Genomic DNA, 16,432 nt, shown 5'->3' with positions numbered 1-16,432 from the left:
GGATCGCCATTCCGATGCCCAGCCCCACCGCCGTCCGGCCTGCCGGACCGCCCCGCATGTCCGACGTAGCGCGCCTGGCCGGCGTATCGAAGATGACGGTGTCGCGCGTGCTCGCCGGCCACAGCGTGGCTGCCGAAACGCGCGCGCGGGTCTGCAAGGCCATCGACCAACTCGGCTACGTGGCCGACGCGGCCGCAGGTGCGCTGTCGTCGGGGCGCTCGGCGTTCGTCGCGGTGCTCGTGCCGTCGCTGTCGAGTTCCAACTTCTCCGACACCGTGCGCGGCCTCACCGATGCGCTCGAACCGCATGGCCTGCAACTGCTGCTCGGCGACACCGACTACGACCTGGAACGTGAAGAACGGCTGGTGCGCTCCATGCTGCGTTACCAGCCGCGCTGCATCGCGCTGACCGGTGCGCAACACACCGATGCGACGCGCCAGGTGCTGCAACGCTCGGCCATTCCCGTCGTCGAAATGTGGGACCTGCCCACGCATCCCATCGACACCGCCGTGGGCTTCTCCAACGTGCGGGCCGCGCGTGCGATGGTGCGGCATCTGGCGGAGCGCGGCTACCAGCGCATCGGTTTTCTCGGCGGCGCCAGCGAACTGGATCGCCGCGGCCTGGACCGGCTCAAGGGGTATCAGGCGGAGATCAAGGCGCTGGGACTCGGTGAGCCGCGCATCGTGCGGCTCGGCGAATCACCGATCACCATGAGCCACGGTGGGCCTGCGATGGCCGCCCTGCTGGAGACGTGGCCCGACACCGACGCGGTAATGTGCGTGAGCGACATGTCGGCGTTCGGTGCCATCATGGAATGCCATCGGCGCGGGCTGTCCGTGCCCGCGGACATGGCCGTGGCCGGCTTCGGGAACTTCGAGGTGGCCGCATGCTGCCACCCGAGCATTACCACGGTGTCGGTCGACGCGTACGGCATCGGCCTGCGCACGGGCGAAGCGTTGCTGGCGGCATTGCAAGCTCGCGATGGCGGCGAGCGGAGCGCGTCGCAACGCATCCGGATCGACTACACGATCGTCGCACGGGAAAGCGCGTAACTGGCCGAAAGCACAGGCTGGCCGGCTCGTGCGGGAACAGCTGCGTATCGAGGCGCGGCGGTAGTGCGACGTGCGAGACCGCATACACACCCTGCCGATCACGCGCACCTGCGCCGCATCGGAGAGCAGCCCTTGCGAGGATCGACGCGTATCGGCGCACGCCATTCGCCGCCCCGGAAACCCGCGCCCGTGCGTCGCACGATCTCCATTGCCTGCATCATTCGCTCGAGAATCCCCTTACGCAACGCGAAAACCCCGTGCTAACATCGACGCCATGTTACCGGTAACTATCCGGCACGCAAAACCAAGCAAATCCTTCGGAGACAGCCTGCCATGACCCAAGCCCCTCGCCGTCTGCGCAGCCAGGAGTGGTTCGACGACCCCGCGCATGCGGACATGACCGCGCTCTATGTCGAGCGCTTCATGAACTACGGGCTCACGCGCGAGGAGCTGCAGTCGGGACGTCCCGTCATCGGCATCGCGCAGACGGGCAGTGACCTGGCGCCGTGCAACCGCCACCACCTCGAGCTGGCCGAACGCACCAAGGCGGGCATCCGCGACGCGGGCGGCATTCCGATGGAGTTCCCCGTCCATCCGCTGGCCGAGCAGAGCCGCCGGCCCACCGCCGCGCTCGACCGCAACCTCGCCTACCTGGGGCTCGTGGAAGTGCTGCATGGCTTTCCGCTGGACGGCGTGGTCCTCACGACCGGATGCGACAAGACCACGCCCGCCTGCCTGATGGCGGCGGCCACCGTGGACATGCCCGCGATCGTCCTGTCGGGCGGACCGATGCTCGATGGCTGGCACGCAGGCAAGCGGGTCGGATCGGGCACCGTGATCTGGCACGCCCGCAATCTGCTGGCTGCCGGCGATATCGACTACGAAGGCTTCATGCAGCTGACCACCGCATCGTCGCCGTCGATCGGCCACTGCAATACCATGGGCACGGCGCTGTCGATGAATAGCCTGGCCGAGGCGCTCGGCATGTCGCTGCCGGGGTGTGCGAGCATCCCCGCCGCCTATCGCGAACGCGGTCAGATGGCTTACGCCACCGGCAAGCGCGCCGTCGAGCTCGTGCGCGAGGATCTGCGCCCGTCGCGGATCATGACGCGCGCGGCGTTCGAGAATGCCATCGTGGTCGCCTCCGCGCTCGGCGCATCGACCAACTGCCCGCCACATCTGATCGCGATTGCGCGGCACATGGGCGTGGAGCTGAGCCTCGATGACTGGCAGCGCTTCGGCGAATCCGTGCCGCTGCTCGTCAACTGCATGCCGGCCGGCGAATACCTGGGGGAGAGCTTCCATCGCGCCGGCGGCGTGCCCGCCGTGCTGCGCCAGCTCGATTCGGCCGGTCTGCTGCGGCGCGATTGCCTGACCGTGTCCGGCCGCGCGATCGGCGAGCTCGCCGACGCGGCGCAGGACGCCGATCGCGACGTGATCCGTACGCCCGAAGCGCCGCTCAAACACGGCGCCGGCTTCATGGTGCTGTCAGGCAATTTCTTCGACAGCGCCATCATGAAGATGTCGGTGATCGGCGAAGCCTTCCGTCAGACCTACCTTGCCGAGCCGGGCGCGGAGAACACCTTCGAGGCACGCGCGATCGTCTTCGACGGCCCCGAGGACTATCACGCCCGCATCAACGACCCGCAGCTGAACATCGACGAGCGCTGCATCCTGGTGATCCGGGGCTGCGGTACGGTCGGCTATCCGGGCAGTTCGGAAGTCGTGAACATGGCCCCGCCTGCCGACCTCGTGAAGCGCGGCGTGACGTCGCTGCCATGCCTGGGCGACGGACGCCAGAGCGGCACGTCGGCCAGCCCGTCGATCCTGAACGTGTCGCCGGAGGCTGCGGTCGGCGGTGGCCTGGCCCTGCTGCGCACGAACGACCGCGTCCGCGTGGATCTGAATCGCCGCAGCGTCGACGTGCTCGTCGACGAAGAGGAACTCGCACGCCGCCGCGAAACTGCCCGCTTCACCGTCCCGCAGGCGCAGACGCCCTGGCAGGAACTCTATCGCCGGTTCGTGGGCCAGTTGTCCACCGGCGGCTGCCTCGAACCGGCCACGCTGTACCTGAAGGTCATCGAGCAGCGCGGCAACCCGCGCCACTCCCACTGATCTCGTTGATCCCGCCGATCCAACCGTCTACGACTCCCACCGAGCTGACCATGCGTACACTTTCCGTTTCCGACTGCCTGCCGCACGACCTCGCACACGCGCTGCTGATCGGCCGCGTCTGGCGGCACGATGGCGCCCACGCGGGCCCGAGCGTCGTTGCCGTGCGCGGCGGCGAGATGTTCGACATCACGCGCACCGTGCCGACCACCGCGGACCTGTTCGACTGCCCCGACGCAGTCGCCATCGCGCGCGCGGCCCCCGGCGAATCGCTGGGCCGCGTCGAGCCGCTGCTGCAGGCGGCACTGGACGGCACGTCCGGCGCCACGCACCTGCTCGCACCGTGCGACGTGCAGGCCATCAAGGCTTGCGGCGTCACCTTCGCCGTCAGCCTGATCGAACGCGTCATCGAGGAACAAGCCGGCGGCGATCCGGCCAAGGCGCGGGACGTGCGCGACACCCTGGCCGCGACCATCGGCACCGATCTGTCGAGGATCGTTCCCGGTTCGGAAGCCGCCCTGCGCCTGAAGGCCGAACTCGAGCGCCGCGGCGCGTGGTCGCAATACATGGAAGTCGGAATCGGCCCGGACGCGGAGGTGTTCTCCAAATCGCAGCCGATGTCCGCGGTGGGCTTCGGCGCGGAGGTGGGCCTGCTGCCCGTGTCGGTGTGGAACAACCCGGAGCCCGAGATCGTGCTCGCGGTCAGCAGCGCCGGCGCGCCGGTCGGCGCCACGCTCGGCAACGACGTGAACCTGCGCGACATCGAAGGCCGCTCGGCGCTGTTGCTTGGCAAGTGCAAGGACAACAACGGCTCGTGCGCGATCGGCCCGTTCGTGCGGCTGTTCGACGACGGCTTCACGCTGGACAGCGTACGGCAGGCCAGCGTGTCGCTGCGCGTCGAAGGCGCGGACGACGGTTTCGTCCTCGACGGCATCAGCCACATGCGCGAGATCAGCCGCGACCCTGCCGACCTCGTCGCGCAAACCTGCGGCGCGCATCACCAGTATCCGGACGGCTTCATGCTGTTCCTGGGCACGATGTTCTCGCCGATTCAGGACCGCGACGCGCCCGGCGGCGGGTTCACGCATCACCTGGGCGATCGCGTCACCATCTCGACGCCCACGCTCGGCGCACTCGTCAATACCGTACAGCTCTGCACGACGATTGCCCCCTGGACCTTCGGCGTGCGCGCCCTGTACGCCAATCTGGCCGCACGCGGCCTGCTCGGCGCCTGACGCAGCGAAACTCGACGGCGCGCGACCGCGCGAAAGCGTACGCGAACCCGATCGACGGGCAGCGGGGCAACGGCAAGACCGCGGCCCCGCCACCTCGGTGCGCGGCGCCCGGTCGCGATCGGCCCCGACAAGTCAGCACCGCGTCCCTACCGCCCCAGGACCCGCTCCACCAACCTCACGAAATAACTCGCCCCCACCGGCAGCAACGCATCGTTGAAGTCGTAACTGGCGTTATGCAGCAGGCAAGGCCCGCCGCCGTGCCCATGCACGCGATGATCGCCCGCGCCATTCCCGAGGAATGCATAACAACCCGGCTTCTCGCGCAGCATGAACGAGAAATCCTCCGCCGCCATGGTCGGATCGACGGCGGCGTTCACATGCGCGTCGCCCACCAGTTCACGCATCACCGCCACCGCCACCGCCGTCTGCTCGGCATCGTTCACGGTAGCCGGATACTGGCGCTGGAAATCCACCTCGCTTTCGCAATCGAAGGCCGCGGCCGTCGCAGCCACCACGGCGCGCATGCGCGTTTCGATCAGGTCGAGCGTCGCATCGGAGAAGGTCCGCACCGTGCCGCCGAGCCAGGCGTCGGTCGGCACCACGTTCATCGCTTCGCCCGCATGCACCTGGGTGACCGACAGCACCGCGCCGTCGACCGGATTTCGGTTGCGCGTGACGATTCCCTGCAGCGCGCTCAGCACCTGCCCCGCCGCGAACACCGGATCGCGGCCCAGGTGCGGCATGGCCGCGTGGCAGCCGGCACCGCGCAAGTTGATCCGGAACAGGCTGGTCGAGGCCATCAGCGGCCCCGGCCGCACCGCGAAATCGCCCGCCGCGATGCCGGGCCAGTTGTGCAGCCCGAACACGGCATCCACCGGGAAACGCTCGAACAGGCCGTCCTCGATCATCGCGCGCGCGCCGCCGCCCGCCTCCTCGGCCGGCTGGAAAAACAGCTGCACGGTGCCGTCGAACTCGCCATGCCGCGCCAGATGGCGCGCGGCCCCCAGTAGCATGGCGGTGTGCCCGTCGTGGCCGCAGGCATGCATCGCGCCGGGCACCGTCGAACGATGCGCGAAGGTGTTGGCCTCCTGCACGGGCAGCGCATCCATGTCGGCGCGCAGGCCGATCGCGCGCGCGCTGCCGCCGCGCTTCAAGGTGCCGACCACGCCGGTGCGGCCGACACCGCGCGTGACGGCATAACCCCATTGCTCGAGCCGCTCGGCGACGAGTTCGGCGGTGCGGAACACGTCGTAGCCCACCTCGGGATGGGCATGGATGTCGCGGCGTATCGCCGTGAGTTCGTCAGTATGCGCGACGATGGAATCGATCAATTTCATGCAGATGGGTACGTGCTTGTCGGTCGTCGCGGCGTGGCGGCGGGCTGGTCCATGGCGCCCGCCGCCACGCCGCGAGGCATCAGATATGGAACAGCTGCGCCACCAGGGTCGCGCCGATGAAGGTGCCGGCATTCGCCACGAAGGACACCAGCACGATACGCCAGCCGAGCCGGCGGAAGGCCGGGATGTCCTTGGCGATCGACAGCCCCGCGAACACCAGCATCGGCGTGGTCACCCCGAGGAAATCGTTGTGCGAGCCGAGCGCGGCGATCTGCGAAGCCCACGGGCACCACGGCGAGGTCAGGAACATCGCCACCACCGATACCCAGCAGACGGCCGGAATCCGTCGCCCCGTCACGCGCGCCAGCGCATCGCCGACGATCGTCGCGCACACCATGATCGCCATTCCCGGCAGTCCCACCAGCGGTGTGGTGCCGTGCGCGATCCAGTCGCACACCAGCGCCATCGCGGCCGTCACGATCCAGGCGAGCAGCTTGCCGCCGTAGCCGAGCGCGGGCGCCTCGGTCCGCACTTCGCCCAGCGACGGGCTGGCCGCCTCGGGCTGTGCCGAAGCCTTGGTGGTGCGGCCGATCAGCGGCTCCAGCACGCGATAGCCCCAGACCGCGAGCGGCAGCGAGATGAACAGCGTGAAGTAGGTACCGATGGTGGTGGTGATCAGGTTGCTGGCCGCGGCGAAGGCGAGCACCGATTTCGCCGTCTCCGGGTCCTGCTGCGCGGCGATCGCGCCCGAGGCGGCCGCCATCATGCTGCCCGAGCCGACGCCCGAGCCCATCGCCAGCGCAAGCGGATCGAAGATGCCGAGGCTGCTCACGAAACCCGCGAACACGGCGATGAACACCGCACCGAACACGGTGCCGGTCAGGTACTCGGCCAGCACGCCGCGGCCCTCGGCCGAATCCATGCCGTACTTCTCGCCGATGATCGCCAGGCTCGGCTCGCGGCCCACCGAGAAGGTCGCGCCGATCGCTTCGCGCTTGATGCCGAGCAGCAATGCGAGCGGCAGGCCGAGCAGGATGGTGCCGACGAAGTGGCCGAATTCCTGGAAGGCCAGCGCCCACCCCGCCGAAGCCAGCTTGGGCAGCGCGCTGCCCACCATCAGCCCGAGCTTGGAGACGAACAGCAGCAGCGCCGGCTGCAGGATCGCGGCCGCGAAGAACTGGTCCGGCACGCTCAGGCGCACGCTGCTGTTCCAGCGCGCACTGGCCAGCCCCACCGCGGCACCGAGCAGCAGCGCCCAGATCATCGGCAGCAGCACGACCTTGCCCGGTCCGAGCTTGAACGTGAACGAGCCGATCCATTCGGCGATCAGCAGGATGCCGGCCGCGTAAAGCAGGACCTTGGCGGTGGCCGCGCCGCCCAGCTCGCGGCGTTCGATACCCAGTGCGTGTTCCATGACGAATCTCCCCTTGAAGCCCGGCTGCCGTCGAATGCGGGCCGGTAGTTACAGATAACCGAACGCGGTGGGCGGCGCTTCGGCCGTCTCGACCCACACGCTCTTGGTCTGCGTGTATTCGTACAGCGCCTCGACCCCGCTCGAGCGGCCGTAGCCGCTCATGCCGTAGCCGCCGAACGGGGAGGCCACGTTGATGGTCTTGTAGCCGTTGACCCAGAAGGTGCCGGCATTCACCTGCGCGGCCACGCGATGCGCGCGCGCCACGTCGGTGGTCCAGGCCGCGCCGGCCAGGCCGAAGTCGGTGTCGTTGGCGATCGCGATCGCCTCGTCCTCGGTGTCGAACGGGATGGCGGCCACCACCGGCCCGAAGATCTCGGTGCGCGCCACCTCCATCGCGTTCGACACGCCGGCCAGCACGGTGGGCGCCACGAAGTAGCCGCCGCGACCCGCCTCGACGCGCTCGGCCGAGCCGCTGGCGAGCGTGGCGCCCGCCGCCACGCCGCGCGCGATCATCGACATCACATGGTCGTACTGCTTGCGATTGTTGATCGGGCCCACCTCGGTCGCGTCGTCGAGCGGCGCGCCGACACGGATCTTCTTCGCGCCGGCAGCCACCATCGCAACGAATTCGTCGTAGACGGCGCGCTGCACCAGCAGGCGCGAGCCGGCCACGCAACTCTGGCCCGCGCCGGCGAATATCGCCGCCTGCGCGGTCAGCGCGGCGCGCTTGAGGTCGGCATCGGCGAACACGATATTGGCCGACTTGCCACCCAGCTCCAGCACGCAGGGCAGCACACGGCGCGCGGCGGCCTCGGCGATGCGCGCGCCGGTGGCCGGCGAGCCGACGAACACCACCTTGCTCACCACGCGATGCGCGATCGCGGCCTGCCCGACGGTGTGACCGAAACCGGCCAGCACGTTGACCAGACCGCGCGGCAGCCCGGCCCGCTCGCCGAGCCGGGCAACCGCCAGCGAGGTGAAGGGCGTCAGTTCCGACGGCTTGAGCAGCACGCCATTGCCCATCGCCACCGCGGGCGCCACTTGCCAGCCGCAGGTGAACACCGGCGCGTTCCAGGGCGTGATCTGCAGCACGACACCGGCCGGCTCGCGGCGCGTGTAGTTGAGGTGCGAGGTCGGCACCGGGATCACGCTGCCGTAGAACTTGTCGGTCCAGCCCGCGTAGTACTCGAACATCTCGGCGACCTTCGCCACCTCGCCGCGGCAGTCGCGGATCGGCTTGCCCGAGCCCAGCGCCTCCAGCCGCGCGATCGCCTCGGCCTCGGCGCGGATCGCACGCGCCACCTCCTGCATCACGCGGCCGCGCGCGGCATGCGTGAGCGCCCACCATTCGCGCTGCGCGCGGCGCGCGCTTTCGGCGGCATGGTCGATCACGGCCGCGCCGGCGTCGCGATAGGCGAGCGTGGCCTCGCCCGTCGCCGCATCGTAAAGCTGGATCGTGTCGCCCTGGCCGGCGACGAGTTCGCCGTCGATATACGAGCCGATCGTGGCGGCACCGGGGAAGAAATGCGCGAAGGCGGCGAGCAACTGGTCTGCGTGCTGGGTCATGTCAGGTTTCCGTATAGGGGTCGAGCGGGATCGCGGCGCGGGCTGCCCGGCCTCAGGCAGGGTCGACGAAGTCGACGATGCGGTTGAAGTCCTCGCCGTCGGCGACGGCCACCTCGCTGGCGGCCCACACACGCGCCGCCTCGCGCGCCACCGGCGCGACGCTGTCGAACTGGTCGAGCAGGCCCAGCGCGAGCCGCACGTCCTTGCGCATCAGCTTCATGGTGAAACCGGAATCGAACTTGCCGTTGAAGATCCAGGTCGGGTAGTTGGTCAGCGTCGCGCTGTTGCGGCCGGAGCCGCCGTTGAGCGCCTCGACCAGCTTTTCCGGATCGACGCCGGCCGCGCGCGCGGTGCGCACCGCCTCGCTGGCGGCCAGCAGGTGCACGCCGGTCAGCAGATTGTTGAGCAGCTTGGTGACGTGGCCGGCGCCCACCGGGCCCACATGCACGCGCTTCGCGCTGATCGCCGCGAGGATCGGCTCGATGGCCGCGATGTCGCTGTCCGAGCCGCCCAGCACCATGGTCATGGTGGCGGTGGCCGCGCCCTTCGGGCCGCCGCTCACCGGGCCGTCGACGAAGCCGATGCCGCGCTCGGCCAGGGCCGCCGCCACGCGCCGCGTGCTGTCCGGATCGGCCGTGGTGGTATCGATCACGATGCTGCCCGGCCTGGCGTTCTCGAGCACGCCGCCCGCGCCCAGCACCACCGCCTCGACCACCGCCGAGGTCGGCAGCGACAGCAGCAGCACGTCGGCGTCGCGCGCGATTTCCGCCACCGAATCGCGCGCCGACAGCACCGCCTGCCCGGCCAGCGCGAGCGCCACGCCGGGCGCCGCGTCGTAGCCGAGCACCGTGTAGCCGCCGCGCCGCAGCGAACCCGCCATGCCGCGCCCCATGTTGCCCAGACCGATCACGCCCACCGTTTTCATCCGACGACTCCTGATAGCTGTTGGTTCGAGGCCGGCGCGCCAGCGTGCGCCCGCCTTGCATGGCCACGATGTTCGGTCCGGCGACCCGTATAATCAATCAACGCCAATATTGATATTGTTCTCTTTTTTAGAACACCTGGATCATGAGCGACACCCTTACCGACAGCCGGATCGTCTATTTCTACGAGGCCGTGCGCTGCGGCACGATCCGCGCCGCGGCCGACTGGCTCGACGTGGCGCCCTCGGCCGTGAGCCGCCAGATCGGGCTGCTGGAGAAGGAGCTCGACGCCACCCTGGTGGAGCGCCACGCGCGCGGCGTGACGCCCACCGAGGCGGGACGCTGCGTGATCGAGTATTTCCGCGAGCAGCTCGCGCACCGCGACGACCTGCTCTCGCGCCTGCAGGAACTGCGCGGCCTCAAGACCGGCGAGGTCAGCCTGGTGCTCGGCGAGGGCTTCGTCTCGGACCTGTTGGCCGGGCCGATGCAGCAGTTCTGCCGGCAGTTCCCCGGGATCCGCGTCAACCTCGACGTGGGCAGCACCAACGACGTGATCCGCAAGATCTCGAACGACGAGGGCGAGATCGGCCTGGTCTACAACCCGCCCGCCGAGCCCAAGCTGGTGTCGCGCGCCTCGAAGCGACAGCCGATGATGGCGATCGTCGGCCCCGACTTTCCGCGCCGCACCCACAAGGTACTGACGGTGCAGCAGCTCGCCACCTACCCGCTGGCGGCCACGCACCCGTCCTACGGCACGCGGCAGATGATGGAGGCCGTGGAGTACGCCGAGCGCGTGCGGCTCGGACCGGTCGTCACCACCAATTCCTTCGCAATCCTCAAGGAGTTCGTGAAATCGGGACTCGGCATCTCGGTGATGCCCGCCTTCGCGGTGGCGGCCGAGCTGCAAGCCAAGGAGCTGTTCGCGATCGAGATCGCGCATCCGATCCTCGAGAACGCCGAGGCGCATATGGTCACGCGCGTGGGCCGCAAGCTCTCCGTGGCCGCCAACAAGATGCTGCAGATGATGATGGGGCAGATGAGGGCGTTCCGCTAGTTGTGCAGCGTCACGAGGTTGTTTCTCGACGCAGGAAGTCCGGCCATCGGCGCAACGCCGCCGCGGTTACAGGACATACGCGTCCCCGTCCGATTCGATCGGCAACCTGTCGCCCAGGCAGTTCGCCCGCGCGCACGGTGCCAAGCAGCGGGTTTTTACCTCGGACTCCACGCCGGTTCGAACAAAAATAGGGGTACGTCATCCCGGCCTCAATCGGGCCGGGACTGAAAGGCAGCGACCTTGTTCCGGCCGGTTGCCTTCGCGTAGTACAGCGCCTCGTCCGCTGCCTTGATCACGGCGCCAGCCTCCCCTTCCTGCTCCGGTGTCCAGCTTGCCAGGCCAATACTGGCCGTGACGCGCCCGTATTCGCTGCCAGCATGCTCGAGCGCCAATTCATCGATGGCCGCACGAATGCGCTCGGCGATCTGCGCGGCGCCCGTTGGCGGCGTATCGGGCAACAGCACGACGAATTCTTCCCCACCGTAGCGAGCCGCGGTATCTGCCGGGCGGCGGATGTTGTCGCCGATGCAGCGGGCAACAGCCGCCAGCGCGTCGTCGCCCGCCTGATGGCCGTACGTGTCGTTGTACGCCTTGAAGCGGTCGACGTCGACAAACAGCAGGGAAAAAACGGAATGAGCGCGGCGGGCGCGGCGCCATTCGCGGTCCAGCACTTCCCCGAAGCTGCGCCGATTGTTCAAGCCAGTGAGCCCGTCCGTGCGTGCCAGGAGCACCAGTTCGGACTCCGCCCGCATACGACGCCGCAGTTGTGCACCGAGCATGATCGACACGACGATAAAAGCGACGCCGAACGTGGCCACCAGCGCGCCGATCGTTACCGCGCGGTGCCGCCAGCCTGCATAGATGTCCTGTTCCGCCTCCGCGACCATGATGATCAGCGGCAGCTTCGGCAGGCGCTTGAAATAATAGAGACGACGCACCCCGTCGATCGACGCCGTTTCGGAAAAAGAGCCCTCCGATGCCGTCTGGAAGCGCCGGAATGTCGCTGCCTTGCTGATGTCGCGGCCGATGAGGTGCACGTCGTACGGGTAACGCATCACCAATATGCCGTCTTCGCCGATCAGGGACATCGAGCCGTGCTGCCCGAGCGACAGCCCGGCAAACAGCTGCCGGAAGTACTCGAGGTTGATCGCAATCAGCGCGACGCCGCCAAACGAGCCGTCGGGGTTCGAGATTCGCCGCGACAGCACCATGCTGAGCAATCCGCCCCGCAACCGCGATGCAAATGGGTCACTGACGTAAAGCCCTGCATTGGGATTGTCGCGATGGACGGTGAAGTACTTGCGATCCGCAAAATTTCCCTGGCGCGGCACGTCGTTGGCGGAATCCAGGACGATGTTTCCGCCAGCGTCGAGCACCAGCATCGAGCCAAGAAATTGCGCAGTCATCGCATGATCGAACAGCACGGCGCGGCGCAGGCTCGCGGAAGAATTCATCACGTCCGTGCGCTGCAGACCGTGAAGCACCGCCTGCAGCGAAAGGTCGTAGAGTTCGACGTTGCGCTCGATGTCGCGTTCGGCCATCAGGCCCAGATTGCGGGAGGTTTCGCGGGCCCGGTCGAGCGCATCATTACGGCTCTGCAACAACTGCAGCACGCACAGGCCCATCAACGCGCAGGCGATCACGATACCCATGACGACGACAGTATAGGGAGCAGCCGACCTGGATTGCATTGAGGCCCTCGGAAGTGGTTTGGGCGCACGTGCGGGCGCGTTTCCCTCATAGTAAAAAACGGATGGGGGCACATCAAGCCCGCGATGACCCGGGTGGATCGCCTTTTTCGACGGGAGCGCGACGGACACTCGGCAGGCGTGCACCGCGGTGCACGCCTGCGGCGCTTACACTGTCCGACTTCCGATTCCACACGACGCAAGGAGACCGGCATGCTGACGGTATGGGGACGACGCAACGCGTTCAACGTCCAGAAGGTGATGTGGCTCGTCGGCGAGCTCGCGCTCGCGCATCGGCACGTGCCGGCCGGCGGCCGGTTCGGCGTGCTCGACACGCCCCAGTTTCTCGCGATGAATCCGCATGGACGCGTGCCGTTGATCGACGACGAAGGGTCCGTCGTATGGGAATCGCACAGCATCCTGCGCTACCTCGCCGCGCGTTACGGGCGCCCCGGCTTCTGGCACGACGACCCGGCCGAACAGTCGCGCGCCGACCGCTGGATGGACTGGGCGCAGACAACGCTGCAGCCCACGTTCCTCAACGGCGTGTTCCGCGGCTACTTCCGGACGCCGCCCGAGCAGCGCGACACCGCGCGCGTCGAGCAGAGCATCGCGCAATGCGCGCAGTATTTCCGGCTGCTCGACGCGGTGCTGGCCGGGCAGCCGTTTCTCGCCGGCGACACGATCACGCTCGCCGACATCGCGGCGGGCACGCATCTGTATCGCTACTTCGAACTCGACATCGCACGGCCGGACATCCCGCACGTGCAAGCGTGGTACGAACGCCTGAAGGCGCGGCCCGCGTACCGCACGCACGTGATGATTCCGTTCGACGACCTGCGCGGAAAACTCGACTGACCGGGTACCGCACCAGCGGTAAAACGGCTTGTTGGAAGGTTGTAAGCACAACGGCGTAGGGTACGGATCTGTACGCCCGCCGGATGCGCACGCGTCATCGCGACAACGATCGTCGTCAGGCGGGTCATGACGGACCAACCACGCAGGCGAGGCGATGAGCGCTCACGACGTTCCGGTCAACCTGGCGTTTCAGCAAGACGGGGCAGTTGCCGTGCATCGAAATGCCGGCCTCGACGCACTGCGGGCCTGCCTGACGTTGCTGGTGGTCTTTCACCACTGCGCGATCACGTACGGCGCACTCGGCGGGTGGTACTACCACGAAGTGGCCGCCGGGCCGTCGATCGAATCCGCGCTGTTGACGCTCTTCTGCGCGATCAACCAGGCATTTTTCATGGGCCTGTTCTTCTTCCTGGCGGGCTATTACACGCCGCCGTCGATCGCGCGCAAGGGCACCGTCCGTTTCCTGGCCGACCGGTTTCTCCGGCTCGGGCTGCCGTTGCTGATATACGGCGTCCTGATCGGCCCCGTAACGATCGCCCTCGCACAGTCTGGCGCGGGCCACCCGTTCGCGAAGACGCTGGAACATCTGTGGCGAACCGGCACGTTCGAGAACGGACCGATGTGGTTCGCCGAGGCGTTGCTGATTTTCAGCGTGGCGGCGGCCCTGCTGTACCCCCCCTTCCCGCGCGCTGTCGCACACGATATGAACCGCTCCGCCCGCGGCCCTTCCGACAGGACGCTGGCCATCGCAGCGTGGTTCACGGGTATCGCGGCACTGGCGCTGCGGTCCCGGTGGCCGATAGGTACCAACGTATGGGGACTGCAACTCGGCTACTTCGCGAGCTACGTCGTGTTGTACGCGGCCGGTTGCCGGGCAGCGCGCGTGCACTGGATCGCGCATCTGCCGGCACGGCAGGTCCGGCTGTGGTCGCGCATCGCGCTGCTGGCGCTGCCCGTGCTGCCGCTCGCCTACCTGCTCGCGAAGCACGTTCCCGCGTGGCGCGGCCGTCCTCAGGCGGTGATCTACGCGTTCTGGGAACCGCTGGTCGCATGGGGGGCGATCCTGTTTCTCGTCGACCGCTTTCAGCGGTGCTTCGACCGGCTGACGGGCGCATGGCGGCCACTGTCGCGACGCGCGTATGCCATCTACATCATCCATCCGCCCGTGCTGGTCGGTGTCGCCCTCGCGTGGCGACACGTGCCCGCGAACCCGTTCCTGAAATTCACCGTGACCGGCAGCGTCGCCTGCGTCGCGTGCTACCTGGTTGCCGGTCTCCTGCTTCGCGTGCCCCGGCTCGCGTCGATCCTGTAAGCGCCTCGGTCGTCTCGCGCGGAGCGGAATACCGCACCGCGCTCCCGGCTACTACACTGATTTCAGGGTCGTCCGCGTCGCTTCGTCGATCGATACCGGCTGTCCCGCACGGGAGCACGAACATGGCACATCTGCGGTGGTCGCAGCACAGGATGGCTACTGTCTGGGTACTGGCGTCGCTGATGCTTGCGACTCCGCACATGGCGCTGGCCAGTGACGAATCGGACGCCAGCGTCGGCAAGAGCGCGTCCGAACCGCAACCGAAGGTCACCTGGGCTGACCGCATTCGCGCAGCAGACGTGCACGAGCACGAACCGATCGTCCTGATCGTGCACGCGGCAAAGGATTGCGTTTATTGCCAGCGGTGGGCAGGTTCATTGGGCGGAAAAGGCGAATTCGAATCCTGGGCCAACGCGCACCCGGACGTGCATCTTTTCATCGTGGAACGCGATACCATTGCGTCCGCCGAAACGGTCGACGACTATCCGCCGATCGTCCGATGGTTGTTCGAGCGGCGACAGCGCCTCGAAAATTTGTCGCCACCGACGCCCACGTTCGAAATTTTCGTCAGACGGAAAATACTGTGGCAGTCGTACGGCCTTGGTTCATGGGACCGCAGCGTCTTTCCGGCACTGAAGGACCTGGACAGTCGCCGCATACCGTCCAGGGTCGAATAGGCATCGCGACACCGGTCAATCGCCGTCTAATGTCGCCGCATGCCGCCCAATCCGCGAGTCGCACCGACCGGAAACGAGCCATGGCGGAACCCCGCGCCCATCGGGGCGCCGAAGCGGCGATGCTCGATCGGATTGAAGTGATCGACGTGATCGAAGCGGTGGAAACGCCGGAAACGATCGACGAAGATGAAGCTCACGCCCGCTCCGACGAACAGCGGCGGCCCCCAGTACCACGGATCGGCATAGGGGTAGGCCGCCGCCGGATACCACAGCACGCTGCCGTCGGGGCCTTGCACGATCTGCCACGTACCGTCGCCTTGCAGGCACGCGCGCCCCACGATCTGCTGCCGCGTGCCGTCGATGTCCGCCTGCGCGACGATCGCGCGACAGTTCGCGCCGTTCTCCGCCGGATCGTCAGCCATTTGCGCGAAGACGGACGCGGCAAGGCCGAGACAGACGATGCCTGTCGCGGATCGAAACAAGTTGCACATGATCGGCTCCTGCGTTGCTCCCGACCATTTGATCCCGAGCGTCGCCAACGACGCCCGACACACCGTTTTGCTTGCGCACGATTCGTCGCGCGGCGATCACCGCTCGCCGCTACTTCGCTTCGCACCGGGGTCTCCTGACGGCTAAACGACACGGCGCGCCAGGTTATTCCAGGGGTCGGGATACGGATGACGGGGGCAGGCACCCTCGGCAATCGATGCCGGGATCAGCGCCCCGTCTCGCGCCGGGCGACGCAGTAGACTGCCGCAGCCGTGACCCCGAATACCAGATGAGCGATCAGCGTGATCGCGCCGCGAACCGGAATGAACCACGGGAAGATTGCCGTGAAGGCGTACAGGTTGACGCCGTACAGGACGAGGCCGAATGCGCCGCCGGCAAGCGGCGTGGCGCGAAGCGACAATCCGTGGGCCAGCCGTGCCAGCACGGCCGCATAGACCAGCGAAAGCGCCGCATGCACGAGCGTCGCCACGCCCATGACCAGCGGATCGAAGCCGCCGGACGAACCGAGCACGCTGCGCCCCATCACGATCGCGGCCGTGAGGCGTGCGTCGCGCAACAGATTCCGGACGGCATCGTCGCCGGCAATTGCCCACAGCAGCAACTCGATGACGGTCGATCCGACGGCCGCGCCGAAGGCTGCCCAAAGAATCGGGACCGGACTGATTTGCTTCAATGGTCGTCCACCATGGCAAGC

At 67.8% G+C, this 16,432-nt stretch carries 14 protein-coding genes; 7 read left to right on the top strand and 7 right to left on the bottom strand.

Annotated features, from left to right (window positions below):
* The first annotated feature begins 14 nt into the window (after window positions 1-14).
* From AC1VVG_RS30765 to AC1VVG_RS30755, 3 genes are all read left to right on the top strand, one after another.
* Window positions 15-1,052 (top strand): LacI family DNA-binding transcriptional regulator, encoded by a 1,038-nt coding sequence (locus AC1VVG_RS30765; protein ID WP_482837318.1) that lies wholly within the window; start codon window positions 15-17, stop codon window positions 1,050-1,052.
* Window positions 1,053-1,385: 333 nt separating this feature from the next.
* Complete coding sequence (locus AC1VVG_RS30760) at window positions 1,386-3,167, top strand: IlvD/Edd family dehydratase (RefSeq protein WP_482837316.1); 1,782 nt, start codon at window positions 1,386-1,388, stop codon at window positions 3,165-3,167.
* Window positions 3,168-3,217: 50 nt separating this feature from the next.
* Window positions 3,218-4,399 (top strand): fumarylacetoacetate hydrolase family protein, encoded by a 1,182-nt coding sequence (locus AC1VVG_RS30755; protein WP_034191988.1) that lies wholly within the window; start codon window positions 3,218-3,220, stop codon window positions 4,397-4,399.
* 146 nt (window positions 4,400-4,545) lie between these two features.
* On the opposite strand, the gene AC1VVG_RS30750 is transcribed toward AC1VVG_RS30755, so the two are convergent.
* The 4 genes from AC1VVG_RS30750 to AC1VVG_RS30735 form a co-directional block, all read right to left on the bottom strand.
* Window positions 4,546-5,736, bottom strand: coding sequence for a M20 aminoacylase family protein (locus tag AC1VVG_RS30750; RefSeq protein ID WP_034191989.1), 1,191 nt, complete (start codon window positions 5,734-5,736; stop codon window positions 4,546-4,548).
* Between the two features lie 79 nt (window positions 5,737-5,815).
* Window positions 5,816-7,150: a DUF3100 domain-containing protein gene (locus tag AC1VVG_RS30745; RefSeq protein ID WP_482837314.1), complete on the bottom strand. Its 1,335-nt coding sequence runs from the start codon at window positions 7,148-7,150 to the stop codon at window positions 5,816-5,818.
* 48 nt (window positions 7,151-7,198) lie between these two features.
* Window positions 7,199-8,716 carry an aldehyde dehydrogenase family protein gene (locus tag AC1VVG_RS30740; protein WP_059562269.1) on the bottom strand — a complete coding sequence of 506 codons (1,518 nt, stop codon included), beginning with the start codon at window positions 8,714-8,716 and terminating at the stop codon, window positions 7,199-7,201.
* Between the two features lie 52 nt (window positions 8,717-8,768).
* Window positions 8,769-9,656, bottom strand: coding sequence for an NAD(P)-dependent oxidoreductase (locus tag AC1VVG_RS30735; protein ID WP_226103838.1), 888 nt, complete (start codon window positions 9,654-9,656; stop codon window positions 8,769-8,771).
* 128 nt (window positions 9,657-9,784) lie between these two features.
* Here AC1VVG_RS30735 and AC1VVG_RS30730 point away from each other — a divergent pair, with 128 nt between their 5' ends.
* Window positions 9,785-10,693 carry a LysR family transcriptional regulator gene (locus tag AC1VVG_RS30730; RefSeq protein ID WP_034191993.1) on the top strand — a complete coding sequence of 303 codons (909 nt, stop codon included), beginning with the start codon at window positions 9,785-9,787 and terminating at the stop codon, window positions 10,691-10,693.
* Between the two features lie 209 nt (window positions 10,694-10,902).
* Here the strand turns inward: AC1VVG_RS30730 and AC1VVG_RS30725 are convergent, their stop codons facing one another.
* On the bottom strand, window positions 10,903-12,384 hold the full coding sequence (locus tag AC1VVG_RS30725; protein ID WP_482837311.1) for a sensor domain-containing diguanylate cyclase: 1,482 nt from the start codon (window positions 12,382-12,384) through the stop codon (window positions 10,903-10,905).
* Window positions 12,385-12,594: 210 nt separating this feature from the next.
* On the opposite strand from AC1VVG_RS30725, the gene AC1VVG_RS30720 reads away from it, so the two are divergent.
* The 3 genes from AC1VVG_RS30720 to AC1VVG_RS30710 all read left to right on the top strand — a co-directional run bounded on the left by AC1VVG_RS30720 (window position 12,595) and on the right by AC1VVG_RS30710 (window position 15,228).
* Window positions 12,595-13,239, top strand: coding sequence for a glutathione S-transferase family protein (locus AC1VVG_RS30720; protein WP_226252526.1), 645 nt, complete (start codon window positions 12,595-12,597; stop codon window positions 13,237-13,239).
* A 154-nt stretch (window positions 13,240-13,393) separates the two neighbouring features.
* A complete protein-coding gene (locus tag AC1VVG_RS30715) occupies window positions 13,394-14,551 on the top strand; it encodes an acyltransferase family protein (protein ID WP_482837309.1) in 1,158 nt (385 codons plus the stop codon).
* A 152-nt stretch (window positions 14,552-14,703) separates the two neighbouring features.
* Window positions 14,704-15,228 (top strand): hypothetical protein, encoded by a 525-nt coding sequence (locus AC1VVG_RS30710; RefSeq protein WP_482837307.1) that lies wholly within the window; start codon window positions 14,704-14,706, stop codon window positions 15,226-15,228.
* Window positions 15,229-15,254: 26 nt separating this feature from the next.
* Here AC1VVG_RS30710 and AC1VVG_RS30705 read toward each other — a convergent pair whose 3' ends face one another.
* Complete coding sequence (locus AC1VVG_RS30705) at window positions 15,255-15,719, bottom strand: hypothetical protein (RefSeq protein WP_367190527.1); 465 nt, start codon at window positions 15,717-15,719, stop codon at window positions 15,255-15,257.
* Window positions 15,720-15,943: 224 nt separating this feature from the next.
* Window positions 15,944-16,411 (bottom strand): hypothetical protein, encoded by a 468-nt coding sequence (locus AC1VVG_RS30700; RefSeq protein ID WP_034191999.1) that lies wholly within the window; start codon window positions 16,409-16,411, stop codon window positions 15,944-15,946.
* Window positions 16,412-16,432 lie beyond the last annotated feature (21 nt).

The organism is Burkholderia sp. L-4, assembly GCF_056856535.1.
The sequence above is the reverse complement of the archived record's forward strand: the minus strand, read 5'-3'. Positions and strand labels throughout refer to the sequence as shown.